Origin of the sequence: Nocardioides sp. Leaf307 (assembly GCF_001423135.1) — a bacterium.
Taxonomy (GTDB): Bacteria; Actinomycetota; Actinomycetes; order Propionibacteriales; family Nocardioidaceae; genus Nocardioides; species Nocardioides kribbensis.
Map to the genome: position 1 here is coordinate 971,441 of NZ_LMNY01000001.1, position 24,499 is coordinate 995,939.

General features: G+C 74.9%; 18 protein-coding genes and 1 riboswitch. Of the genes, 14 read left to right on the top strand and 4 right to left on the bottom strand.

What is annotated here, in order from left to right; genetic code table 11:
• Window positions 1–324: 324 nt before the first annotated feature.
• The 9 genes from ASF50_RS04560 to ASF50_RS04600 all read left to right on the top strand — a co-directional run bounded on the left by ASF50_RS04560 (window position 325) and on the right by ASF50_RS04600 (window position 12,017).
• Window positions 325–4,068, top strand: a complete 3,744-nt coding sequence (locus ASF50_RS04560; protein WP_056903619.1) for an Rne/Rng family ribonuclease — start codon at window positions 325–327, stop codon at window positions 4,066–4,068.
• Between the two features lie 216 nt (window positions 4,069–4,284).
• Window positions 4,285–4,593, top strand: coding sequence for a 50S ribosomal protein L21 (rplU, locus tag ASF50_RS04565; protein WP_056863758.1), 309 nt, complete (start codon window positions 4,285–4,287; stop codon window positions 4,591–4,593).
• A 47-nt stretch (window positions 4,594–4,640) separates the two neighbouring features.
• Window positions 4,641–4,895 carry a 50S ribosomal protein L27 gene (gene rpmA / locus ASF50_RS04570; RefSeq protein ID WP_056863759.1) on the top strand — a complete coding sequence of 85 codons (255 nt, stop codon included), beginning with the start codon at window positions 4,641–4,643 and terminating at the stop codon, window positions 4,893–4,895.
• 125 nt (window positions 4,896–5,020) lie between these two features.
• A complete protein-coding gene (gene obgE / locus ASF50_RS04575) occupies window positions 5,021–6,565 on the top strand; it encodes a GTPase ObgE (protein WP_056863760.1) in 1,545 nt (514 codons plus the stop codon).
• Window positions 6,562–7,653, top strand: coding sequence for a glutamate 5-kinase (gene proB, locus ASF50_RS04580; RefSeq protein ID WP_056903620.1), 1,092 nt, complete (start codon window positions 6,562–6,564; stop codon window positions 7,651–7,653). Before obgE ends, proB begins: the two co-directional genes overlap by 4 nt.
• A gap of 62 nt (window positions 7,654–7,715) precedes the next feature.
• The gene (locus ASF50_RS04585) at window positions 7,716–8,705 is read left to right on the top strand and encodes an endonuclease/exonuclease/phosphatase family protein (protein WP_156718091.1); all 990 of its coding nucleotides are present in this window, start codon (window positions 7,716–7,718) and stop codon (window positions 8,703–8,705) included.
• A gap of 27 nt (window positions 8,706–8,732) precedes the next feature.
• Window positions 8,733–9,905 (top strand): cysteine desulfurase family protein, encoded by a 1,173-nt coding sequence (locus ASF50_RS04590; protein ID WP_056903622.1) that lies wholly within the window; start codon window positions 8,733–8,735, stop codon window positions 9,903–9,905.
• Window positions 9,902–11,011 carry a tRNA 2-thiouridine(34) synthase MnmA gene (mnmA, locus tag ASF50_RS04595; protein ID WP_200920032.1) on the top strand — a complete coding sequence of 370 codons (1,110 nt, stop codon included), beginning with the start codon at window positions 9,902–9,904 and terminating at the stop codon, window positions 11,009–11,011. Before ASF50_RS04590 ends, mnmA begins: the two co-directional genes overlap by 4 nt.
• A gap of 7 nt (window positions 11,012–11,018) precedes the next feature.
• Window positions 11,019–12,017: a methionine synthase gene (locus tag ASF50_RS04600; protein WP_056903623.1), complete on the top strand. Its 999-nt coding sequence runs from the start codon at window positions 11,019–11,021 to the stop codon at window positions 12,015–12,017.
• A gap of 116 nt (window positions 12,018–12,133) precedes the next feature.
• Here the strand turns inward: ASF50_RS04600 and ASF50_RS04605 are convergent, their stop codons facing one another.
• The 3 genes from ASF50_RS04605 to ASF50_RS04615 form a co-directional block, all read right to left on the bottom strand.
• A complete protein-coding gene (locus ASF50_RS04605; RefSeq protein ID WP_056863765.1) occupies window positions 12,134–13,777 on the bottom strand; it encodes an MFS transporter in 1,644 nt (547 codons plus the stop codon).
• 58 nt (window positions 13,778–13,835) lie between these two features.
• Window positions 13,836–14,423, bottom strand: coding sequence for a TetR/AcrR family transcriptional regulator (locus ASF50_RS04610; RefSeq protein ID WP_056863766.1), 588 nt, complete (start codon window positions 14,421–14,423; stop codon window positions 13,836–13,838).
• Between the two features lie 151 nt (window positions 14,424–14,574).
• Entirely contained in the window at window positions 14,575–15,261 is a 687-nt protein-coding gene (locus tag ASF50_RS04615) for an alpha/beta hydrolase (RefSeq protein ID WP_082502753.1), read from the bottom strand.
• A 100-nt stretch (window positions 15,262–15,361) separates the two neighbouring features.
• Here ASF50_RS04615 and ligA point away from each other — a divergent pair, with 100 nt between their 5' ends.
• Window positions 15,362–17,500, top strand: a complete 2,139-nt coding sequence (ligA, locus tag ASF50_RS04620; RefSeq protein ID WP_082502755.1) for an NAD-dependent DNA ligase LigA — start codon at window positions 15,362–15,364, stop codon at window positions 17,498–17,500.
• Window positions 17,501–18,476: 976 nt separating this feature from the next.
• On the opposite strand, the gene wrbA is transcribed toward ligA, so the two are convergent.
• Window positions 18,477–19,073 (bottom strand): NAD(P)H:quinone oxidoreductase, encoded by a 597-nt coding sequence (gene wrbA / locus ASF50_RS04625; RefSeq protein WP_228942354.1) that lies wholly within the window; start codon window positions 19,071–19,073, stop codon window positions 18,477–18,479.
• A 119-nt stretch (window positions 19,074–19,192) separates the two neighbouring features.
• Between wrbA and gatC the strand changes: the two genes are divergently transcribed.
• The 4 genes from gatC (at window position 19,193) to ASF50_RS04645 (ending at window position 24,497) form a co-directional block, all read left to right on the top strand.
• Window positions 19,193–19,492 (top strand): Asp-tRNA(Asn)/Glu-tRNA(Gln) amidotransferase subunit GatC, encoded by a 300-nt coding sequence (gene gatC, locus ASF50_RS04630; RefSeq protein WP_056863767.1) that lies wholly within the window; start codon window positions 19,193–19,195, stop codon window positions 19,490–19,492.
• Window positions 19,489–21,054, top strand: coding sequence for an Asp-tRNA(Asn)/Glu-tRNA(Gln) amidotransferase subunit GatA (gatA, locus tag ASF50_RS04635; RefSeq protein WP_056903625.1), 1,566 nt, complete (start codon window positions 19,489–19,491; stop codon window positions 21,052–21,054). Before gatC ends, gatA begins: the two co-directional genes overlap by 4 nt.
• Complete coding sequence (gatB, locus tag ASF50_RS04640) at window positions 21,051–22,574, top strand: Asp-tRNA(Asn)/Glu-tRNA(Gln) amidotransferase subunit GatB (protein WP_056903626.1); 1,524 nt, start codon at window positions 21,051–21,053, stop codon at window positions 22,572–22,574. The genes gatA and gatB overlap by 4 nt, the downstream gene beginning before the upstream one ends.
• 62 nt (window positions 22,575–22,636) lie before the next feature.
• Window positions 22,637–22,718, top strand: a riboswitch (cobalamin riboswitch).
• Window positions 22,719–22,820: 102 nt separating this feature from the next.
• A complete protein-coding gene (locus ASF50_RS04645; protein ID WP_056903627.1) occupies window positions 22,821–24,497 on the top strand; it encodes a hypothetical protein in 1,677 nt (558 codons plus the stop codon).
• Window positions 24,498–24,499: the final 2 nt, after the last annotated feature.

Below are 24,499 nucleotides of genomic sequence, written 5' to 3' on the forward strand. Positions count from 1 at the left end.
GTCGCACCGGTGGAACCTGCCGCGGACGACGACCCGACGACGTTCTCGCCGGCCCGCACTCTCGGGGTCGGCACAGTGGGTGCGACGTCGGCGCCAGACCGCGACGCGGCCCGGCAGGCTCGGTGACAGCGAGTCGGCCCCCGGCCCCGGGATCCTCCCGGGGCAGGCCCAGCGACCGCGGCAGGCGACGACGACGCGTCCAGTGACGCACCGCGGAGGGTGTCGCCGCCACCGAAGGCTTACGCGTCGTGCCCCGGACCTCCTGCGGGCCGACGTCTGACACGTCCGGGTCGCCAGTGCGCCGCCCGGGCAGAGGAGCACCACATGCCCGACGAGAACCTGGGCGAGGACGTCACCACCGACACGGGCGCCGACACGGCCCCCACCGTCACCGTGACGACCCGCAAGGCCGCGGCCAAGAAGACGACCGCGAAGAAGACGGCCGCCAAGAAGACCGCCGCCGACGCCCCCGCGAAGAAGGCCGCCGCCAAGAAGGCGCCGGCCAAGCGCACCACGAAGAAGGCGGCGGCCGCCGAGCCGTCGACCTCGGACCCGGCGCCCGCCGACGTCGCCCCGGACGTGCCCGCCGAGGTGGCGGTCGACGCGCCTGCCGAGGCTCCGGGCGAGGCGCCCGCGGAGAAGCCGGCCAAGAAGGCCGCCGCCCGCAAGAGCGCCGCCAAGAAGGCGCCGGCCGCGAAGAAGGCCACCACCACGACCCGCACCCGCAAGAGCGCGGCGACCAGGGCCGCGGAGGCGGCCGCCGCCGAGGCGCCGGCGCCCGAGGCCGTCGTGACCGAGGCCCCCGTCGAGACGCCCGCCGAGACGCCCGTCGAGACCGAGGTGGCGGCGGCGCCGGCCGTGCTCTTCCAGGCCCCCGACGCCGCGAAGGCCACCAAGGCGACCGTGACCCGCCGCACCCGCGGCAGGGCCGCGGCTCCCGTGCGGACCGAGCCCACCCCCGAGCCCACCCCCGTGCCCGCCGCCGAGCCCATCGTCGCGGAGCCCACCGACGCGGAGAGCCCGGTCGCGGAGACCCCGACCGAGGTCGTGGCCGAGGCCCCCGACGAGGCGGGCACCGACGCCCCCGCGCGCACCCGCACCACGACCACCACGCGCAGCCGCGGTCGCAGCCGCTCGGCCGGCAGCACCCGCACCGCCGCGCCGCAGGAGGCGGCACCCGAGGAGGACGAGCTCGAGGCCGTCGCCGCCAGCGTGGCTCCCACCACCGGGCCCGCCGACAAGGCCGACACCGCCCGGGGCGGCGCCGACGCGTCGGCCGACGACACCGACGACGACGGCACCGACGGCACCGACGACTCGGACGAGTCCGAGGACTCCGACGAGGACCGCTCCGAGGGCGGTGGCGGCCGACGTCGTCGCCGCCGCGGTGGCCGGCGGCGCCGCAAGTCCGGCGACGGGGGCTCCGGCCGCTCCGAGGACGACTCCGACGACGACTCCGAGGGCCAGGACGCCAGCGGCGACGCGGAGAGGGACTCCGACCAGGACGTCGACCAGGGCTCCGCCCGTGACGGCGGCCAGGGTCGCCAGGGCAACCGGGGCGGCAACCAGGGCGGAAACCAGGGCGGCAACCAGGGAGGCGGCCGCGGCGGTCAGCGCCAGGGTGGCGACACCGGCCCCCAGGAGCAGGACGCCAAGGACGACACCGAGTCCGGCGAGGGCTCCTCGCGACGGCGTCGTCGCCGGCGCCGCTCGGGCGACGACGGGGGAGAGCACGGCGACGACCCCGACAACACCGTGACCCGGGTGCGCAAGCCGCGCTCGGCCGAGGACGAGATCACCGCGATCTCGGGCTCCACGCGCCTCGAGGCCAAGAAGCAGCGCCGCCGCGACGGTCGCGAGGCCGGCCGTCGCCGCGCGCCGATCGTGTCGGAGGCCGAGTTCCTGGCCCGTCGCGAGGCGGTCGACCGCACCATGGTCATCCGCCAGCGCGAGGACCTCACCCAGATCGGCGTGCTCGAGGACAAGGTGCTCGTCGAGCACTACGTCGCCCGCGAGTCGCAGACCTCGATCATCGGCAACGTCTACATCGGGCGCGTGCAGAACGTGCTGCCCTCGATGGAGGCCGCCTTCATCGACATCGGCAAGGGCCGCAACGCCGTCCTCTACGCCGGCGAGGTCAACTGGTCCGCGCTGGGCCACCGCGACGGCCAGCCCCGCAAGATCGAGTCGGTGCTGTCCTCGGGCCAGCCGGTCCTCGTGCAGGTCACCAAGGACCCGATCGGCCACAAGGGCGCCCGGCTCACCAGCCAGATCAGCCTGGCCGGCCGCTTCCTGGTCTACGTGCCCGACGGCACGACCAGCGGCATCTCCCGCAAGCTGCCCGACACCGAGCGCAACCGCCTCAAGACGCTGCTCAAGGAGATCGTGCCCGAGGGCGCCGGCGTCATCGTCCGCACCGCGGCCGAGGGTGCCTCCGAGGACGAGCTGACCCGTGACGTCGAGCGGCTCAAGGCGCGCTGGGAGGACATCGAGAAGAAGTCCAAGGGCAGCGCCCCCCAGCTGCTCTACGGAGAGCCCGACCTGACCCTCAAGGTGGTCCGCGACCTCTTCACCGAGGACTTCGCGACCCTGGTCATCCAGGGCGACGACGCCTGGGACACCGTGCAGAGCTACGTCTCGCACGTCGCCCCCGACCTCGCCGACCGCCTGCAGCGCTACGAGCCCGCCGAGCACAACGGCCACGACCTCTTCACGACCTACCGCGTCGACGAGCAGATCGCCAAGGGCCTCGACCGCAAGGTCTGGCTGCCCTCCGGCGGCTCGCTGGTCATCGACCGGACCGAGGCGATGACCGTCGTCGACGTCAACACCGGCAAGTTCACCGGCTCGGGCGGCAACCTCGAGGAGACCGTCACCAAGAACAACCTCGAGGCGGCCGAGGAGATCGTGCGCCAGCTCCGGCTGCGCGACATCGGCGGCATCATCGTCGTCGACTTCATCGACATGGTGCTGGAGTCCAACCGCGACCTCGTGCTGCGACGTCTCGTGGAGTGCCTCGGTCGCGACCGCACCCGCCACCAGGTCGCCGAGGTGACCTCGCTCGGCCTGGTGCAGATGACGCGCAAGCGCATCGGCACCGGACTGCTCGAGGCCTTCAGCGACAACTGCGAGCACTGCCAGGGTCGCGGGATCGTCACCCACGACGAGCCCGTCGAGCCCAAGCGCGACGACGAGGGTCGGCGCGGTGGCAACCGCAGCGGTGGCGGCAACGGCGGCGGTGGCAACGGCAACGGCGGCGGCAACGACGGCGGCGGCCAGGGCGGACGTCGCTCGCGCGGCGGTCGCGGCCGCGGCCAGGACGACCAGGCCGAGCAGAGCGGCGGCCAGGGCGACGGGGGAGCCTCCAAGCCCCCCACCCCGCCCTCCCCGAAGGACATCGCGGCCATGGCGCGCCCGGAGCCCACCGAGACGGACGAGGCTCCGGTCGCCGCGGCACCCGAGCAGCCCGCACCCGAGCAGCCCGCACCCGAGCAGCCCGCACCCGAGTCGGCGACCGCCGAGCAGGCAGGCGCCGAGCAGCCCGCGGCCGAGCAGACGACGGTGGTCACCCGCAGCCGTCGGCGCGGTGCGAGCCGCACGGCGCCCACGGTGACCGAGCCGGTCGCGGCCGAGGACCCCGTGGTCGCGCCGGTGGAGCCGACGCCGGCCCCGACGCCCGAGCCGGTGGCCCCGCCGGAGCCCGACGCGGTGAGCGAGGCCCAGGCCGCGCAGGCCCCCGCCACCACGGTGGTGACCCGCACCCGTCGTCGTACGGCGACGCGGCCCGCCTCAGCGCCCGAGCCGGCGCCGGCGGCGGCGGAGCCCGCACCGCAGTCGGCCCCTGACCCCGACCCGGAGCCCGCGTCGGAGGCCGACCCGGAGCCGCCCGCGGCGCCGGCCGAGCCGACCGTCGTGACCCGCACGCGCACCCGCCGGGCCACCCGCCCTGCCGGCCCCCCTGCCGGCGAGACCGCCGGTGAGGCCGCTGGTGAGCAGGCCGGGGAGTCCTCGGAGGAGGGCTCGGCCGCGCACGTGCCGGTCAAGAAGAAGGGCACCCGCAAGCGCTGAGCCGGCCCGTCCGGCGCCACGGCCCGCCGGGGCGACACCGAATTGCTGTCGCCCCGGCGGGTCCGTACTATGGGTCCTCGGTGCGCTGATGCGTGCCCTTCTGTGTGGCACCACCCACGACGCCCGGCCGGTCAGGCCCGGTGCGGCGGCACGGGAGCCCCAGACCACCGACTTACCTGTCAACTGACACAGCACAACCCGACGAAGGAGACCGCGGTGTACGCGATCGTGCGCGCAGGCGCCAAGCAGCAGAAGGTTGCCGTGGGCGACGTCATCGAGATCGACAAGGTGACGACCGGGGTCGGCGAGACGCTGACGCTGCCCGTCGTCCTCGCCGTCGACGGCGAGAGCGTCACCTCCGACTCCTCGGCCCTCGACAAGGCCTCGGTGACCGTCGAGGTGCTCGGCGCCACCAAGGGCCCCAAGATCATCATCCAGAAGTACAAGAACAAGACCGGCTACAAGAAGCGCCAGGGTCACCGTCAGAAGTACACCCAGGTCAAGGTCACCGACATCTCCCTCTGAGCCTTCCCGGTCTCAGGCTTCCTGCAGCGCACACCAAAGGATTCGACATGGCACACAAGAAGGGCGCGGCGTCCACCAAGAACGGTCGCGACTCCAACTCCCAGCGCCTCGGCGTCAAGCGCTACGGCGGCCAGCTGGTCAACGCCGGCGAGATCATCGTGCGCCAGCGCGGCACCCACTTCCACCCGGGCAGCGGCGTCGGCCGCGGCGGCGACGACACCCTGTTCGCGCTGCAGGCCGGTGCGGTCGAGTTCGGCACGCGCCGTGGCCGTCGCGTCGTCAACATCGTCCCGGGCGAGTGAGCTGACGCTCCCACCTGGCACACCAGGCTCTTCCACGTTGGGCGTCCCGGACCTCCGGGGCGCCCTTCGTCGTCCGCACCACCCCTGAGCACCACCCCTGAGCAGCACCATCGAGAGAAGGCACCATGGCTGTCCCCACGTTCGTCGACCGGGTCACGCTGCACATCAGCGCAGGCCGGGGAGGCAACGGTGTGGCCTCGGTGCACCGTGAGAAGTTCAAGCCGCTCGGCGGCCCCGACGGCGGCAACGGGGGCCCCGGCGGCTCGGTGATCCTGCGGGTCGACCCCGACGTGACCACGCTGCTCGACTACCACCACAGCCCCAAGCGTCGCGCCGAGCACGGCGGGCACGGCGCCGGCGCCCACCGCAACGGCGGCCACGGCGCCGACCTCGTGCTGCCGGTGCCCGACGGCACCGTGGTGGCCGACCCGCGCGGCGAGGTGCTGGCCGACATGGTCGGACCCGGCACCGAGCTGGTCATCGCCCAGGGCGGGCGCGGCGGTCTCGGCAACGCCGCGCTGGCCTCCTCCAAGCGCAAGGCCCCCGGCTTCGCGCTGCTCGGTGAGCCCGGCGACGAGCTCGAGATCGTGCTCGAGCTCAAGGTCGTCGCCGACATCGGCCTCGTGGGCTTCCCCAGCGCCGGCAAGTCGAGCCTGATCGCTGCGATCTCGCGGGCGCGGCCCAAGATCGCCGACTACCCCTTCACCACCCTGGTGCCCAACCTGGGCGTCGTCACCGGCGGCGACACCACCTTCACCGTCGCCGACGTGCCCGGCCTCATCGAGGGCGCCAGCGAGGGCCGCGGCCTGGGCCACGACTTCCTGCGCCACATCGAGCGCTGCGCGGCGCTCGTGCACGTCATCGACACCGCCTCCATCGAGCCGGGTCGCAACCCCGTCGACGACCTCGACGTGATCGAGAACGAGCTGAGCCGCTACGGCGGCCTCGAGGACCGCCCGCGCCTGGTCGCGCTCAACAAGATCGACGTGCCCGACGGGCGCGACCTCTCCGACATCACCATCGACGACCTGCGCGAGCGCGGCCTGCGCGTCATCCCGATCTCCGCCGCCTCCGGCGAGGGCCTGCGCGAGCTGACCTTCGCGATGGCCGAGATCGTGGCCGCCGCGCGCGCCGCGAAGCCCGCGGTGGAGACCACCCGCATCGTGCTGCGGCCCCAGGGCGCCGACGGCAGCGGCGACTTCACCGTCTCCCAGACCGTCGACGGCTGGCGCGTGCGCGGCACGAAGCCCGAGCGGTGGGTGCGCCAGACCGACTTCAGCAACGACGAGGCCGTCGGCTTCCTCGCCGACCGCCTCGACCGGCTCGGCGTGGAGGAGAAGCTGCTGTCGATGGGCGCGCAGGAGGGCGACGCCGTGCTCATCGGCGACCCCGACAACGCCGTCGTGTTCGACTTCAAGCCCGGCATGGACGCCGGCGCCGAGATGCTCGGTCGCCGCGGCGAGGACCAGCGCATCGACCACTCCCGCCCGGCGGCCAGCCGCCGCCGCGAGATCGACGAGGCCATGGAGCACCGCGCCGAGGGCGAGACCCGCGCCGACGTGGCGCGCCGTCTCGACGCCGAGCGCAAGGGCCAGACCTACGGGCCCTCGTCGTACGAGATCGGCGGGAGCGAGGACCCGGACTGGTCCGAGCAGGACCCCGGCCGGTGAGCAGCGGCGCCGGTCGCGAGGTCGTGCTGGCCGCGCGCCGGATCGTGGTCAAGGTCGGCTCATCGTCGCTGACCACCGCCGCCGGCGGGATCGACCCCGAGCGGGTCCGTGCCCTGGTCGACGCGCTGGCCGCCGCCCGCGCCCGCGGCGCCGAGGTGGTGCTGGTGTCCTCAGGGGCCATCGCCGCCGGCCTGGCGCCGCTGGGCCTGGCCCGTCGTCCGCGCGGCCTGGCGGCCCAGCAGGCCGCCGCGGCGGTCGGCCAGGGCCTGCTGGTGCACCGCTACACCGAGGAGCTGCGCCGCCACGACCTCACCGCGGGCCAGGTGCTGCTCACCGCCGACGACGTCACCCGGCGCTCGCACTACCGCAACGCCTACCAGACCTTCGCCAAGCTCCTCGAGCTCGGTGTGCTGCCGATCGTCAACGAGAACGACACGGTGGCGACCTCGGAGATCCGCTTCGGCGACAACGACCGCCTCGCCGCCCTGGTCTCCCACCTCGTGCACGCCGACCTGCTCGTGCTGCTCTCCGACGTCGACGGGCTCTACGACGCCGACCCCCGCGAGCCCGGCAGCGCGCTGGTGCCGGAGGTCCACGGACTCGACGACCTCGGCGGGGTGCGGATCGGGTCCACCGGCGCCGCGGGCGTCGGCACCGGCGGCATGGAGACCAAGGTCGAGGCCGCCCGCATCGCCACCGGCGCCGGCATCCCGGTGGTGCTGACCTCCGCGGCCCGGGCCGGCGAGGCCGTCGCCGGCGAGCCCGTCGGCACGCTCTTCCACAGCACCGGCAGGCGCCGCCCGACCCGGCTGCTGTGGCTGGCCCACGCCACCGAGCCCCGCGGCACCCTCGTGCTCGACGCCGGCGCCGTGCGCGCGGTGGTCGAGCGCCGCGCCTCGCTGCTGGCCGCCGGGGTCACCGGCCACACCGGGGTCTTCCACGCCGGCGACCCGGTCGACCTCGTCGACCCCGAGGGCCGCCCGGTGGCCCGCGGGCTGGTGAACTTCGACGCAACGGAGGTGCCCGGGCTGCTCGGACGCTCCTACGAGCGCGAGCTCGTGCACCGCGACGCCCTCGTCGTGCTCTGAGCACCCACCGGCCCACGTCGCCGGTTCAGGTCGGGCTGGGGGCCGTTGCTACCTTCGGCCCCGTGCGGTGGCGAGGCGCGGTGTGGTGGCTCCTGCTGGTGGCGACCCTCGGGCCCGCCCTGCTGCTCACCGCGCTGAGGTCCACCGACCCGAGCCCCGGCTGGGCGGTGCAGGCGGTCGCCTTCACCCCCGTCGCGCTGCCCCTGTACGCCGCAGCCCTGCTGCTCCTGCTGGGCCGGGCGCTCACCGGCGGCCGCAGCGGCCGCCGCGGCCCGGCCGTGGTCGCAGCCCTCGTGGTGCTCGGCCTCGGGGGGCTGCACGCCTGGTGGTGGTCGCCGCTGGTGGCGGGCGCGCCGCCCGACGCGGGCGACGGTGCGCGGGTGACGGTGATGACGGCCAACCTGCTCAAGGGGCAGGCCGACGGTGCCGAGGTCGTGCGCGCGGCGGTCGACGCCGACGTCGACGTGCTGGTGCTGGAGGAGGTCACCGACGACGTGCTGGCCGACATGGAGCGCGCCGGGCTCGACGAGCTGCTGCCCGAGCGGATCGGCGAGACCGGTGCCTCGATCGACGGCACGATGGTCCTGTCGCGGGCGCCGCTGGGCGAGGCGACCGCGGTGGACACCTTCACCCAGACCTGGGGCGTCGAGGTCGACCTCGGGGCCGCGACCGTGCGGCTGCTGGCCGTGCACCCCGCCGCCCCGGTCGACCCCGAGCGCTGGCACGCCGACCTCGACCTGCTGCGCGACGTCGCCCGCGACACCGACGCCGACGTCGTCGTCGGCGACTTCAACGCCACCCTCGACCACGCGCCGATGCGCCGCCTCCTCGACGACGGCTACGCCGACGCCGCCGCCGAGACCAACGCCGGCTGGCAGCCCACCTGGCCGGCCAACGGGCTGTTCCCGGTGCTCGGGGTGCCGCTGCCGACCTCGGTGGCGATCGACCACGTGCTGGTGGGCGAGGACGTGCTGGCCCTCGGCACCCGCACCGTGGAGATCGGGGGCACCGACCACCTCGCCCTCGTGGCCGACCTCGTGGTCGTGGGCTGAGCGGCCCCGCCGTACCCTGGGAGGGACATGACCGCCACTCCCGTCTACCTCGACCACGCCGCCACCACCCCGATGGTGCCGGCCGCGATCGAGACGATGACGCGGCACCTGGCCGACGTGGGCAACCCCAGCTCGCTGCACGCCTCGGGCCGCCACGCCCGGCGCGTGGTGGAGGAGGCCCGCGAGCAGATCGCGCACGCGGTGGGCTGCCGGCCCGGTGAGGTCGTCTTCACCTCCGGCGGCACCGAGGCCGACAACCTCGCGGTCAAGGGCATCTTCTGGTCGCGCCGCAGCGCCGACCCGCGCCGCGTGCGGGTGCTGGCCACCGCGGTGGAGCACCACGCGGTGCTCGACCCGGTGCACTGGCTGGGGGAGCACGAGGGCGCCGAGGTCGAGCTGCTCGCGGTCGACCGCGAGGGCCGGGTCGACCTCGACGCCCTGCGCGCCACCATCGAGCGCGACCCCGCCTCGGTGGCGCTGGTGTCGGTGATGTGGGGCAACAACGAGGTCGGCACCCTGCAGCCGGTGGCCGAGGTCGTCGCGCTCGCCGCGCCCCACGGCATCCCCGTGCACAGCGACGCCGTGCAGGCCCTCGGCGCGGTGCCGCTGGACTTCGCGGCCTCCGGGCTCGACGCGATGACCGTCACGGGTCACAAGGTCGGCGGCCCCTACGGCGTGGGCGCGCTGCTGGTGCGCCGCCAGGTCGAGGTAACCGCCCTGGTGCACGGCGGCGGGCAGGAGCGCGACATCCGCAGCGGCACCATCGACACCCCCGCGATCGCGGGCTTCGCTACCGCGGTCGCGCACGCCGTGGAGCACCAGGCCGCCCACGCGGAGCGGGTGGCGGCCCTGCGCGACCGTCTCGTGGCCGGCCTGCTGGCCGCCGTGCCCGAGGCGGTGCTCAACGGCGACCCGGTCGAGCGGCTCCCCGGCAACGCCCACCTGTCCTTCCCCGGCTGCGAGGGCGACTCGCTGCTCATGCTGCTCGACGCGCGCGGCATCGAGTGCTCCACCGGCTCGGCCTGCTCGGCCGGCGTGCCGCAGGCCTCCCACGTGCTGCTGGCCATGGGCCACCCCGACGACGAGGCCCGCAGCTCGCTGCGCTTCTCCCTGGGCCACACCTCCACCGACGCCGACGTCGACGCGGTGCTGGAGGCCATCGGCCCCGTCGTGGCGCGGGCCCGGGCGGCGCGGCTGTGAAGGTCCTCGCCGCCATGTCGGGCGGCGTCGACTCCGCGGTGGCCGCGGCCCGCGCGGCCGAGGCGGGCCACGACGTCACCGGCATCCACCTCGCGCTGTCGCGCAACCCGGCGTCGTACCGCTCGGGCGCGCGCGGCTGCTGCACCATCGAGGACGCCAACGACGCCCGCCGCGCCGCCGACGTGATCGGCATCCCGTTCTACGTCTGGGACCTCTCCGAGCGCTTCCACGCCGACGTGGTCGAGGACTTCATGGACGAGTACGCCGCCGGCCGCACGCCCAACCCGTGCCTGCGGTGCAACGAGCGGATCAAGTTCGCCGCCGTGCTCGACCGGGCCCTCGCGCTGGGCTTCGACGCCGTCGCCACCGGCCACTACGCGCAGCTGCGCACGGGCACCGACGGGCTGGTGGAGATGCACCGTGCCGCCGACGCCGGCAAGGACCAGTCCTACGTGCTCGGGGTGCTCGACCAGCAGCAGCTGGCCCACTCCCTCTTCCCCCTCGGCGACACCCCCAAGCCCGCCGTGCGCGCGGAGGCGGAGCGGCGCGGGCTGCTCGTGGCCGACAAGCCCGACAGCCACGACGTCTGCTTCGTCGCCGACGGCGACAACGCCGGCTGGCTGCGCGAGAAGCTCGGCGACCGCGCGCCCAACCACGGCGGCGCCATCGTCGACGACGCCACGGGGGAGGAGCTGGGCCGCCACGACGGCACGGTCGGCTTCACCATCGGCCAGCGCAAGGGACTGCGGCTCGGGGTGCCCGCCCCCGACGGGCGGCCGCGCTTCGTGCTCGACATCGAGCCGGTGGAGGGCACGGTGCGAGTCGGGCCGCGCGAGCGGCTCGCGGTGAGCGCCCTGGAGGCCGACCGCCCCCGCTGGTGCGGCACCGTGCCGCGGGTGCTGGAGGGCCCCGAGGTCACCGTGCAGCTGCGCGCCCACGGCGCCGAGCACCGCGCCCGGGTCGAGGTGCACGACGGCGACCGGGTGCGCGTCGAGCTGCTCGACCACGCCGCCGGCATCGCCCCCGGCCAGGCCGCGGTCTTCTACGACGGCACCCGCGTCGTCGGCTCGGCCACCATCACCGCCACGACCCGGGTCGCCGCGTGAGCGCCGCATGACCGCCGCCACCGGCATCGGCTCGATGCCCGGCGACGACGCCGCCGCCGTCGCCGAGGCGACGCGCACCGTGCTCGACAGCCTCCCCGACCTGCCCCACCTCGTGGAGCTGCCCGGCCGCGGCGCCACCGCCTCGATGACCGGGCGCGGCCTCGCGGTGCTGGCCGAGCTGGGGGCCGACCTCCAGCCCGCCGGCTGGCGCCTGACCGGCGGCGGCGCCGGGGTCGACCACCGGCGCGCCCGCAGCCTGCTCGCCCAGGACCTCGACGTGCTGGAGGAGCAGGCCCAGGGCCTGACGGGCGCCTTCAAGATCCAGGTGGCCGGGCCGTGGACCCTGGCCGCGACCGTGGAGCGTCCCCGCGGCGACAAGCTGCTGGCCGACGCCGGTGCGCGCCGCGAGCTGGCCCAGGCGCTGGCCGAGGGCGTGCGCGACCACGTGCGCGACGTGCGGCGGCGCCTGCCCGACGTCACCCGGCTCGTCGTGCAGGTCGACGAGCCCGCGCTGGCCGCGGTGCTCGACGCCCGGGTGCCCACCGCCTCCGGCTTCGGCCGCCACCGCACCGTGCACCCGCCCGAGGCCTCCGACGCCCTCGGCTGGGTCCTCGGGGCCGCGACCGAGGCGGGCGGCGAGGCGTGGGTGCACACCTGCGCCGCCGGCACACCTCTCGGACTCCTGCGCGGCGCCGGGGCCCGCGGCCTCGCCGTCGACCTGTCGCTGATGACCGCCGCCGACCACGACGCCCTCGGCGAGGCGCTCGAGGCCGGCGACAGCGTCGTGCTCGGCGTCGTGCCGACCACAGCCGCCGCCGGGCCCGAGGCGGGGGAGAGGGCGCTCGTCGAGCGGGTCGAGCGCTGGCTCGACATGCTGGGGATCGACCCCGGCACCGTCTCCGGGCAGCTGCTGGTCAGCCCGGCCTGCGGCCTCGCCGGCGCCGACGTCGCGTGGTCGCGCCGCGCGCTGGCCCTGTCGAGCGACACCGCGCGCCGCCTGAGCTGAGGGCTCCGCCGTACCGGGCAACACCTGGGGCGCACCTGGGGCGCACGGGCACCGACGCCACGGGCCCGGTCACCGAGGTGACCGGGCCCGTGGCGTCGAGCGGTGGGGTGCGGGCGTCAGCCCATGTGCACCGGGGCGCCCTCGGGGCCGTCGGTGGCGAGCTCCTCGTGCTTGACGTCGAGGAAGAGCCACACGATGAGCGAGCCGACCAGGATCATCGCCGAGCCGACGAGGAAGGCCGCGGTCGCGCCGTCGGTGAAGGAGCCGAGCTGCGTGGCGGCGCCGACGACCTGCGGGATCTGGTCGCCGCTGAGGCCCTGCTGCTGCGCGGCCGCGAGCAGGTCGGGGGAGAGCTCCTCGCCCCGGCCGCTGGCGAAGTGCAGCGACACGGTGGCGAGCACGGCGAGGCCGAGGGCGCCGCCGACCTGCTGCATGGTGTTGAGCACGCCCGAGCCGATGCCGCTGTCCTCGGCGCGCACGTGGTGCACGGCGGTGAGGGTCAGCGGCACGAAGACCATGCCCATGCCGAAGCTCATCAGCACGATGAAGGGGAAGATCGAGGCCCAGTAGTTCAGGTCCTCGCCCACGGGCTGGCCGCCCGGCATCACGGCCTGGAGCAGGTTGGCGCTCGACTCGTCGACCGAGAGCCGCGAGAAGCCGAAAAGCGCGATCGCGGCGAGCAGCGTGCCGGTGCCCGCGATGAAGCGCGGGTCGATGCGGTTGACGAGGTTCGACGACAGGCCTGCGCCGATCACGATGCCCACCGAGAACGGCAGGAACGCGAAACCGGTGTGCAGCGGGCTGTAGCCCACGACCTGCTGGATGAAGAGGCTGAGGAAGAAGAACATCGCGAACATCGCGGCCGGCACGAGCATCATCACCAGGAAGCTGGCCGCACGGGTCCGGTTCTGGAAGATGCGGATCGGCAGCAGCGGGTGCGCCGCGCGCGACTCCACGAAGGCGAAGGCCACCAGCAGCGCGACGCCGGCGACCAGCGAGGCGATGGTCCAGGTGTCGCCCCAGCCGTGGGCCTCCTCGCCGGCGCGGGTCAGGCCGTAGACCAGGCCGAGCAGACCCAGGGTGCCGGTGACGGCACCGGGCACGTCGAGCTGGCCCTCGGTGCCCTCGGACTCGTTGAGGAAGCGCGGGGCGAGGGCAGCGGCCACCAGGCCGATCGGGACGTTGATGAGGAAGGTGAGGCGCCAGCCGTCGACGTCGACGCCGAGCAGCTGCGGCGAGATGCCGGTGAGCCAGCCGCCGAGGATGAGGCCCACGGCCGCGCCGGCGCCCGACATGGCGGCGTAGACGGCGAAGGCGCGGTTGCGCGCGGGGCCGGCCGGGAAGGTCGTGGTGATGAGCGCCAGGGCGGCGGGCGAGGCGAGCGCCGCGCCGAGGCCCTGGAGGCCACGGGCCGCGAGCAGCAGCGGCTCGTTGGTGGCGATGCCGCCGAGCAGCGAGGCCACCGCGAAGACGACCAGGCCGATCATGAAGACGCGGCGGCGGCCGTAGAGGTCGCCGAGGCGGCCGCCGAGGAGCAGCAGGCCGCCGAAGGCCAGGGCGTAGCCGGTGACGATCCAGGTGAGGTTGGCCTGGTCGATGTCGAGGTCGGCGCCGATGAAGGGCAGCGCGATGTTGGCGATGGTGGCGTCGAGCACGACCATCAGCTGCGCGATCGAGATCACGACGAGGGCCCAGCCGAGGCGGAGCTGGCGCGGCTCGTGCGCCCCTGCCTGCTGGTCGGGCGGTGCGGTGTCGGTCATGGGATGTCCTTGGTCTGGTCGAGACGTGGTGGAGACGTGGTGGAGCGGGCGGGCCCGGTCAGGGTCGGCGGGTCGCCGCGGGGAGGATGATCTGGTCGATCACCCGCGTGATGGTGTCTGCGTCGGGTGCTCGGCCGAGCAGGAAGACGCGGTGCATGACGATGCCGGCCAGGGCCGGCTCGATGAGCTCGAGGTCGATGTCCTCGCGCAGCTCGCCCCGGGCGCGGGCCCGCTCCCAGATGGTGCGGGAGCCGGCGATCTTGGCCTCGAGCACGTCGCGGCGGAAGGCGGTGGCGAACTCCGGATCGACGCTGATCGCGGTGAGGATGCTGGTGAAGTGCGAGACCGTCTCGCCGTCGGTCAGGCCGCCCATGCCGCAGAAGGTGGCCCGCAGGTCCTCGCGCAGGCTCCCGGTGTCGGGCAGGTCGGGCTGCTGCTTGGCCGCCTTGAGGGCGTCGATGACCAGGGCCACCTTGCCCCCGCCCCAGCGGCGGTAGAGCGTCGCCTTCGACGCCTTGGCCCGGGTGGCGACGGCGTCCATGGTGAGGCGGTCGTAGCCGACCTCGCTCAGCAGCTCGAGGGTGGCGTCGAGGATCTCCTGCTCGCGGTCTCCCTCGACGCGCGGGCGGGTCTCGGCGGGGGTCATGGCTGCTCCACGTCTGGTCGTGCGGTCCGTTTACCTGGATGAAACGAAACGGTTCCGTTCCATCCCGAACAGCATGGCACGCCCAGGTGTTCCCGCGCCAACGCGCGGATGTCGGTCCGGCGTCCCGCGGGGGGAGGGGCGGGGTGCGCGCTCAGTCGGCGCGGCGGTGCTCGGGCCGGTCGGCCCGGCGCTGGGGCTCGTGCGGGAGGAGGTCGAGCACGCCCTCGGTGGCCACGCGGTTCCAGTCCTCGACGCGGCGGAACATGTAGTGCCCCACGCGGCCCATGTCGACGAGGCGGGCCGACGCCGCGACGCGGGCCGCGCGCTCGACGTACGCCGCGGTCTGGCGCGCCGAGGTGATCTTGTCGCTGCGGCCGTGGGCGGCGAGCAGGTGCCGGCCGGCGAGGGCGCGCACGGGCTCGTCGGGCGGGAGCCACGGCGCGAGCGCGACCACGCCGGCGACCCGGTCGTCGTCGGCGACGTGCACGGCGGTGCGCGCGCCCATGGAGTGACCGAGCAGCACGACGGGGGTGTCGGGGAGCTCGGCGCGGGCCTGGGCGAGGGCCCACCGGGCGTCGGCGATGGCGCCCGCGCCGTCGAGGTTCCACCCGCGGGCGCGGTAGCGCAGCAGCCAGGTCGAGGCGCCGGCCTCGTGCAGGGCGGGGGTGATGGCCCGCTGCAGGGCCGCCACGCGGCGCCACGACGCGCTGCGACCGTCGACCACCTGCTGCGAGGTGGGCTTGCCGCCGTGGAGCATCAGCACGAGCGCCCGGGGAGCGCCCTCGACGTCGAGCCGGGTCAGCGAGGGCGCGGGGCGCCCGGCGTGCGGGGTGGTCACGGTGCTTCTTCGGTGCCGCGGCGGGGGGTGGATGGGCCCGGAGCACCCCGGACCGGAAGGGGGTGCGCCGCTGTCGGCGCGACCCGGCAGGATGGCTCCCATGACCGAGGCTGTCCCCGTGAGCGACGACGCCCGCGACGAGCACCGCCGGCTCAGCGAGGAGGTCGAGGACGCCCGCTGGCGCTACTACGTGCTCGACTCGCCGACCCTCGACGACGCCGCCTTCGACTCCCGGATGCGCCGGCTGGAGGAGCTGGAGGAGCAGTTCCCCGAGCTGCGCACCCCCGACTCGCCCACGCAGCGGGTGGGCGGCGCGGTCAGCACCGAGTTCACCGCCGTCGACCACCTCCAGCGCATGGAGAGCCTCGACAACGCCTTCTCCTACGACGAGCTCGAGGCCTGGCACGCCCGTCTGGCCCGCGACGGCGTCGACGACCCGGCGCTGCTGTGCGAGCTGAAGGTCGACGGGCTGGCCATCAACCTGCTCTACGAGCAGGGCCGCCTGGTCAGGGCGCTGACCCGCGGCGACGGCAGCACGGGGGAGGACGTCACCCCCAACGTGAAGACCATCGACTCCATCCCGCACCGCCTGGTCGCCGCCGAGGGCTTCGCGGTGCCCGAGCTCGTCGAGGTCCGCGGCGAGGTGTTCCTGCCCACCGCGGCCTTCGAGCGGCTCAACGCCGCGATGACCGACGCGGGCAAGCCGGTCTTCGCCAACCCGCGCAACGCCGCCGCGGGGTCGCTGCGCCAGAAGGACCCGCGGGTCACCGCCACCCGGGCGCTCGGCATGGTCTGCCACGGCATCGGCGCGCGGCGCGGCTTCGAGCCGGCCTCGCAGTCGCAGGCCTACGACGCGCTCGCCGCCTGGGGGCTGCCGACCAGCCCGCGGGTGCGGGTGCTGCCCGGGCTCGCCGAGGTCCGCGCCTTCATCGAGCACCACGGCGAGCACCGCCACGACGTCGAGCACGAGATCGACGGGGTCGTGGTCAAGGTCGACGACGTCTCGCTGCAGCGACGGCTCGGCTCGACCAGCCGGGCGCCGCGGTGGGCCATCGCGTTCAAGTACCCCCCGGAGGAGGTCAACGCCGAGCTGCTCGACATCCGGGTCAACGTCGGCCGCACCGGGCGCGCCACGCCGTACGGCGTGATGGTGCCGACCCGGGTGGCCGGCTCGACGGTCGAGAACGCCACCCTCCACAACGCCCACGAGGTGCGCCGCAAGGACGTGCGACCCGGCGACACCGTCATCCTGCGCAAGGCCGGCGACGTCATCCCCGAGATCCTCGGGCCCGTGCTCGCGCTGCGGCCCGAGGGGCTGGCGGAGTGGGTCATGCCCACGCACTGCCCCGCCTGCGAGACCCCGCTGGCGGAGCAGAAGGAGGGCGACAAGGACCTGCGCTGCCCCAACCACGAGCACTGCCCGGCCCAGGTGCGCGAGCGGGTCTTCCACGTCGCGGGCCGCGGCGCCTTCGACATCGAGGGGCTCGGCTACGAGGCGGCCTCCGCGCTGCTCGACGCCGGGGTGATCGCCAACGAGGGCGACGTGTTCTCCCTCGGGCCCGACGACCTGCTGCGCACCGACCTGTTCACGCGCGCGGCGAAGAAGGGCGAGGAGGGCGAGCGGGTGCTGTCGGCCAACGGCCAGCGGCTGCTGGCCCACCTCGGCGAGCGCAAGCAGGTCCCGCTGTGGCGGGTGCTGGTGGCCCTCTCGATCCGCCACGTCGGCCCGACCGCCGCACGGGCGCTGGCCCAGGAGTTCGGCTCGATGGCCGCGCTGCGCGCCGCCACCGAGGAGCAGCTCGCCGCGGCCGAGGGTGTGGGGCCCACCATCGCGGAGGCCGTCATCGAGTGGTTCGAGGTGCCGTGGCACGCCGCTATCGTCGACCGCTGGGAGCAGGCCGGCGTGAGCATGGCCGACGAGCGCGACGAGTCCGTGCCCCGCACCCTCGAGGGGCTCACCGTGGTCGTCACCGGGTCGCTGGAGGGCTACAGCCGCGACTCGGCCAAGGAGGCGATCCTCTTGCGCGGCGGCAAGGCCGCCGGGTCGGTGTCGAAGAAGACCGACTTCGTCGTCGTCGGTGCCAACGCCGGCTCCAAGGCCGACAAGGCCGAGCAGCTCGGCCTCCCCGTCCTCGACGAGGAGGGCTTCACCCGCCTGCTCGCCGAGGGACCGCCACCCCCGGCCGACGACCAGGACGCGACGACCGAGGCTCCTGAGGATGCCGGCGACGACGGCTGAGCCCCGGAGGCCGGTGCTCCGGCGCCGAGCCCCGGGTGGTCGAGGAGGGACCGCCAGCCCCCGGTGGTTGAGGAGGGACCGCCAGCCCCCGGCGGTTGAGGAGGGACCGCCAGCCCCCGGCGGTTGAGGAGGGAGCGCCAGCGACCGTCTCGAAACCACGGCGCCAGGTGGTCGTCGAGGCGGGAGGCCTTCCAGACGCTCGCTGCGCTCGCTCCTCAGGAGCCACGCCAGCGACCGTGTGGACACCACCGACACCCGCACGAGGACCCGCTCGGACCCGCCACGCGGGCGAAGCGCCTCGCGTGCCCGGTCGCCCGCCCGAGAAGTGGCGGCGTACGACGACTCGACGGTCGCTGCAGGTGTCGTCTCCCGCCACTTTTCGCACGGTCGGTCCCCGCGAGCGACGCCAGCACCGGCGGGCCACGCCGGGGGCGCCTCGCGTCGCCGGCCGGACCGCCCGAGAAGTGGCGGCGTACGGCGACTCGACGGCCGCTGCAGGTGTCGTCTCCCGCCACTTTTCGCACGGTCGGTCCCCGCGAGCGACGCCAGCACCGGCCCCGCCACGCGGGGCTACGTCCCGTCCCCGGCCGGCCCGCCCGAGGAGTGGCGGCGCACGACCGGTCGAGGGCCGCAGACGGTGCCGGCTCCCGCCACTCACCGACGCCGACGACTGACCGCACTGGCCGACCGCACTGGCTGACCGCACTGGCCGACCGCACTGGCCGACCGCACTGGCCGACCGCACTGGCCGACCGCACTGGCCGACCGCACTGGCCGACCGCACTGGCCGACCGCACTGGNCCGCACTGGCCGACCGCACTGGCCGACCGCACTGGCCGACCGCACTGGCCGACCGCACTGGCCGACCGCACTGGCCGACCGCACTGGCCGACCGCACTGGGGCAGATGCCCCGACACGCAGCGAGCGCCGCCCCACGGCTGTGGGACGGCGCTCGCGAGCGGGTGGAGCGCAGGCTCAGGCGTTGAGCTTGTCGCTGACCGAGAGCACGCGGGTGACCAGGTGGTCGAGCGCGCTGCGGTCGGTGTCGTCGAGCTCGCTGGTCTGGCCGGTGACCTTGCCGACGCCGTAGGGGTTGCCGTCGGCGAACTTCACCGGGTCGGTGTAGCCCGGAGGCACGATGATGCCGCCGAAGTGGGCGAAGGTCGTGTGCATGGCCTCGAGCGTCGTCTCCTGGCCGCCGTGGAGGGTCTGGCTGGAGGTGAAGGCGGCGTAGACCTTGTCGGCCAGCTTGCCCTGGCCCCACAGCGGGCCGAGGGTGTCGATGAAGGACTGGAGCTGGCTGGTGACGTGGCCGTAGCGGGTGGGCGAGCCGAAGAGGACGGCGTCGGCCCAGTCGAGGTCGTCGGGGCTGGCGGTGGGCTTGCTCGCCTGCTCCTCCACGTGCTGCTTCCAGGCGTCGACCGACTCGACGGCCTCGCGGGGCGCGGTCTCGGCGACGTGGCGCAGCCGGACCTCGGCGCCGAGTCCCTCGGCGGTCTGGGCCAGGCGCTCGGCCATGGCGTGGGTGCTGCCGAAGCCGGAGTAGTAGATGATCGAGAGCTTGCTGGGCACGGGTGGTACCTCCGTGGGATCGCGAGTCGGTTGACCGTTCAACTTCCACGGTAGCCATCGCGCGGCGCCCCACAAGGTCCCTGCGGGTGACCCGGGGCGACGGCCCTAGGATGAGCGCCATGCCTGAGATAACCCGAGACGAGGTCGAGCACCTGGCGAACCTCGCCCGGATCGACCTGTCCGACGCCGAGCTCGACCACCTCGCCCCGCAGCTGTCGGTGATCCTGGAGTCGGTCGCCTCGATCAGCGGCGTGGCCGGTGACGACGTGCCCCCGACCTCCCACGCGCTCCCGCTCACCAACGTCTTCCGCGAGGACGTCGTGGTGCCCGGGCTGGGCGCCGAGGCCGCGCTGGCCGGTGCCCCCGAGTCGGAGCAGCAGCGCTTCATGGTGCCGCGCATCCTCGGGGACGAGCAGTGAGCGCCGACCTGACCCGCCGCACGGCCGCCGACCTGGCCGCCGACCTCGCCGCGGGCACGACCACCTCCGTCGCGCTGACCCGGGCCCACCTCGACCGCATCGCCGCGGTCGACGGCGGACCCGATGCCGGCGTGCACGCCTTCCTCCACGTCGACGCCGAGGGTGCGCTGGCGGCGGCCGCCGCCTCCGACGAGCGTCGCGCGGCGGGGTCGCCGGCCTCGGCGCTCGACGGCGTGCCGATCGCGGTCAAGGACGTCCTGGCCACCCGGGGGCTGCCCACGACGTGCGGCTCGAGGATCCTCGAGGGCTGGATCCCGCCCTACGACGCCACGGTGGTCGCCCGGCTCCGGGCGGCCGGCCTGCCGATCCTGGGCAAGACCAACATGGACGAGTTCGCGATGGGCTCCTCCACCGAGCACTCCGCCTACGGCCCCACCCGCAACCCGTGGGACCTCGAGCGCATCCCCGGCGGGTCCGGCGGCGGCTCGGCCGCGGCCCTGGCCGCCTTCGAGGCTCCGCTGGCCCTCGGCACGGACACCGGTGGCTCGATCCGCCAGCCCGGCGCCGTCACCGGCACCGTGGGCGTCAAGCCGACCTACGGCGGGGTCTCGCGCTACGGCCTCGTGGCCATGGCCAACTCCCTCGACCAGGTCGGCCCGGTCACGCGCACGGTCCTCGACTCCGCGCTGCTGCACGAGCTGGTGGGCGGCCACGACCCGCTCGACTCCACCTCGGTCGACCAGCCGCTGCCGTCGCTCGTCGACGCCGCCCGCCGCGGCGCCGAGGGCGACCTCTCCGGCGTGCGCGTCGGCGTGATCAGCGAGCTCTCCGGCGAGGGCTACCAGGCCGGGGTGCAGGCGCGCTTCGAGGAGTCGCTGGAGCTGCTGGTCAAGGCGGGGGCCGAGGTCGTCGAGGTGTCGTGCCCGACCTTCGTGCACGCCCTGGCGACCTACTACCTGATCATGCCGTGCGAGGCCTCCTCCAACCTCGCCAAGTTCGACGCGATGCGCTACGGCCTGCGGGTGGTGCCCGAGGGCGTCGACTCGCCGAGCGCCGAGCAGGTCATGCGGGCCACCCGCGACGCCGGCTTCGGCGACGAGGTCAAGCGCCGCATCATCCTCGGCACCTACGCCCTGTCGAGCGGCTACTACGACGCCTACTACGGCACGGCGCAGCGGGTGCGCACGCTCATCGCCCGCGACTTCGCCGCCGCGTTCGAGAAGGTCGACGTCCTGGTCTCACCGACCGCGCCGACCACGGCCTTCAAGCTGGGGGAGAAGCTCGACGACCCGCTGGCGATGTACCTCAACGACCTCGCCACCATCCCGGCCAACCTGGCCGGCGTGCCCGGCATGTCGCTGCCCAGCGGCCTGGCCGACGAGGACGGCCTGCCGGCCGGCTTCCAGATCCTGGCGCCGGCCCTGGCCGACGACCGGATGTACCGCGTGGGCGCGGCCCTCGAGACCGCCCTCCACGAGCGGTGGGGCGGCCCGCTGCTCGACCGCGCGCCCGCCCTGGCCGCCCAGGCCGGCCCGACCGACGCGAACGGAGCCTCCGCATGAGCACCTCCACCACCGGCGACGTCCTCGTCGGCTACGACGAGGTCCTCGCCGCCTACGACCCGGCGATGGGCCTGGAGGTCCACGTCGAGCTCAACACCGCGACCAAGATGTTCTGCGGCTGCCCCACCGAGTTCGGGGCCGAGCCCAACACCCAGGTCTGCCCGACCTGCCTGGGTCTGCCGGGCGCCATGCCGGTGGTCAACGCCAAGGCGGTGGAGTCGGCGATCCGCATCGGCCTCGCGCTCAACTGCGACATCGCCGAGTGGTGCCGCTTCGCGCGGAAGAACTACTTCTACCCCGACATGCCGAAGAACTTCCAGACCAGCCAGTACGACGAGCCGATCGCGTTCGAGGGCTGGATGGACGTCCTGGTGCCGACCGCCGACGGTGGCACGGAGACGGTGCGCGTGGAGATCGAGCGCGCCCACATGGAGGAGGACACCGGCAAGTCGCTGCACGTCGGCGGCTCCACCGGCCGCATCCACGGCGCCGACTACTCGCTGGTCGACTACAACCGCGCCGGGATCCCGCTCATCGAGATCGTCACCAAGCCCATCACCGGGCTCGGTGCGCAGGCCCCCGAGGTCGCCAAGGCCTACGTCGCGCAGCTGCGCGAGCTCATCGTCGCCCTCGGTGTCTCCGACGCCCGCATGGACCAGGGCTCGATCCGCGCCGACGTGAACCTCTCCCTGGCCCCGAAGGGCTCCGGTGCGCTCGGCACCCGCACCGAGACCAAGAACGTCAACTCGCTGCGCTCGGTCGAGCGTGCGGTGCGCTACGAGATGCAGCGCCACGCCGCCGTGCTGGGGGAGGGCCGCTCCATCCTGCAGGAGACGCGCCACTGGCACGAGGACACCGGCGTGACGACGTCGGGTCGCGAGAAGTCCGACGCCGAGGACTACCGCTACTTCCCCGAGCCCGACCTGGTGCCGGTGGCACCGTCGCGCGAGTGGGTGGAGCAGCTGCGCGGCACCATGCCGGAGAACCCCCGCGCCCGCCTGGCCCGGCTGCAGGAGTCGTGGGGCTTCACCGACCTGGAGATGCGTGACACCGTGGGCGCGGGCGCCCTCGGCCTGGTCGAGGAGACCATCGCCGCCGGCGCCGCGCCCCAGGCCGCGCGCAAGTGGTGGCTGGGCGAGATGGCGCGGCGCGCCAACGACTCCGGCGTCGAGATCGGCGCCCTCGGCGTCACCCCGCAGCACGTCGCACGCGTGCAGGCGATGGTCGACGCCGGCGAGCTGACCGACAAGCTGGCCCGCCAGGTCTTCGACGGCCTGCTGGCCGGCGAGGGCACCCCCGACGAGGTCGTCGCGGCCCGCGGCCTGGCCGTGGTCTCCGACGAGGGCGCCCTGTCGGCCGCGGTCGACAAGGCCATCGCCGAGAACCCCGCCATCGCCGACAAGATCCGCGACGGCAAGGTCGCCGCGGCCGGTGCGCTCATCGGTGCCGTGATGAAGGAGATGCGCGGCCAGGCCGACGCCGCACGGGTCAAGGAGCTCGTGCTCGAGAAGCTGTCCTGAGGCGGCGGCGGGGGCGGACCCGGGTTACGCTGCCCCCGCACCACTCATCACGCCCGCACGTGGGGGAAGCCGGTCGGAGTCCGGCGCTGACCCGCAACCGTAGGCCGTGCCGGGTCCTCCCCGGGGCGGCGAGCCGGAGCACCCGCTGCGACGCGTCCTGATCATTCGCTGTCGAGGAACACGGCGGGTGGCCCGCCCCGGATCAGCCGGGGCGCCTCCCGCCGTGCGCAGCGGGAAGGAAACCCCATGCGTCACCCCCTGCGCCGCGCGAGCGCCCTCGCCGCCGCCCCCGTCCTGTCCCTGGCCCTGCTGGCGGTGCCCGGCCTCACCACCCCGGCCCAGGCCGCCGCCGGCGACCTCGACCCCGTCGCCGCGCAGCGCGCCGGCGACTGGCTCGCGGGCCAGGTCGACGACGGGCTGCTGACCTACCGCAGCTTCGGCGCGCCGTTCACCGACTACGGCCTGTCCATCGACGTCGAGCTCGCGCTGGCCGCCGTCGGCGGGCAGGACGCCACCGTCGACGCGATCGCCGCGGCCGTCGCCGAGGACCCCACGGTCTACACCGACTACGCCTACCCCGTCGACGGCGCCCAGTACGCCGGGCGCGCGGCCGGCGCCGTGGCCAAGGCCCTCGTGGGCCTCCAGGCCGCGGGTGTCGACCCGGCCACCGTCGAGCAGATCGACCTCGTCGGGGCGCTGGAGGCCCAGACCGCCGACACCGGTGCCACCGCCGGGCGCATCGCCGACGTCGCCACGAAGGACGGCGAGCCCGACCCGACCGGCGACTTCGCCAACACGCTGGGCCAGGCCTTCGCCGTGCGCGGCCTCCAGGCCGCGGGCAGCGACGAGGCCGACGCCGCCACCGACTTCCTGCTGCTCCAGCAGTGCGGGGCCGGCTTCTTCCGCCAGGACTTCGCGCCGGCCACCGCGACCGACCAGGCCTGCGGGAGCGGGGCCGACGCCAGCGTCGACGCCACCGCGCAGACGGTGCTGTCGCTGCTGCCCCAGGCGGGTGACGCGGAGGTCGACGCCGCGCTGGCCGACGCCGCCGCCTGGCTGGCGGGCTTCCAGAACGCCAACGGCTCCTTCGACTCCGGCACCGACGCCACCGCCTTCCCCGGCAACGCCAACAGCACCGGCCTGGCCGGCTGGGCCCTCGGCGACCTCGCCGACCTCGGCGTGGGCGCGGCCAGCGCCGGCGCCGCCGCCGACGCCGCGGCCTGGCTGCGGGCCCGCCAGGTCGCCGGCGTCGGCGACTGCAACCGCTTCGACGACGCCGACCTCGGCGCCGTGGCCTACGACGACACGGCCCTGAAGGGCGCCCGCACCGACGGCGTCCGCCCCGCCGACCGCGGCCAGTTCCTGCGCGCCACTGCCCAGGCCGCGCCCGCGCTGGCCTCCTCCACCGACACCGGCGAGGACGCCGTCGCCGCGAAGGACCTCGCCCGCAAGGGCCGCGCCCTCACCGTGGAGGTCACCGGGCTGGCCCCGGGCGCCAAGCTCTGCCTCACCGGCAGTGGCGCCGGCCGCGGCGAGACCGCGGGCGCCACCGCCGGTCGCGACGGCTCGGCCGGCCTCACCGTCAGCCCCGAGCGCGCCGGCACCGCCACCTACGAGGTGCGGGGCGAGAGCGGCGTCGTCGGCTCCGTCGACGTGCGTGTGCTCGGCCCCAAGACCCTCGGCGTCGACACCGCCCGGCGCGCCGAGCGGGGTGGGTCCCACGTCGTGACCGTCTCCGGCCTCGTGCCCGGGGAGCGCACCGTGGTGACGTTCCGCGGCTCCAAGAGCGTGGCCCGCGCCGACGAGGAGGGCCGCGTCGTCACCGAGGTGCGCGTCAGCGGGGCGCTGGGACTCGCGACGCTCCGGGCGAAGGGTCAGTTCGCCGACCGCACGGGCGAGGCCACCGTCCGGGTCGTGCGCTGACC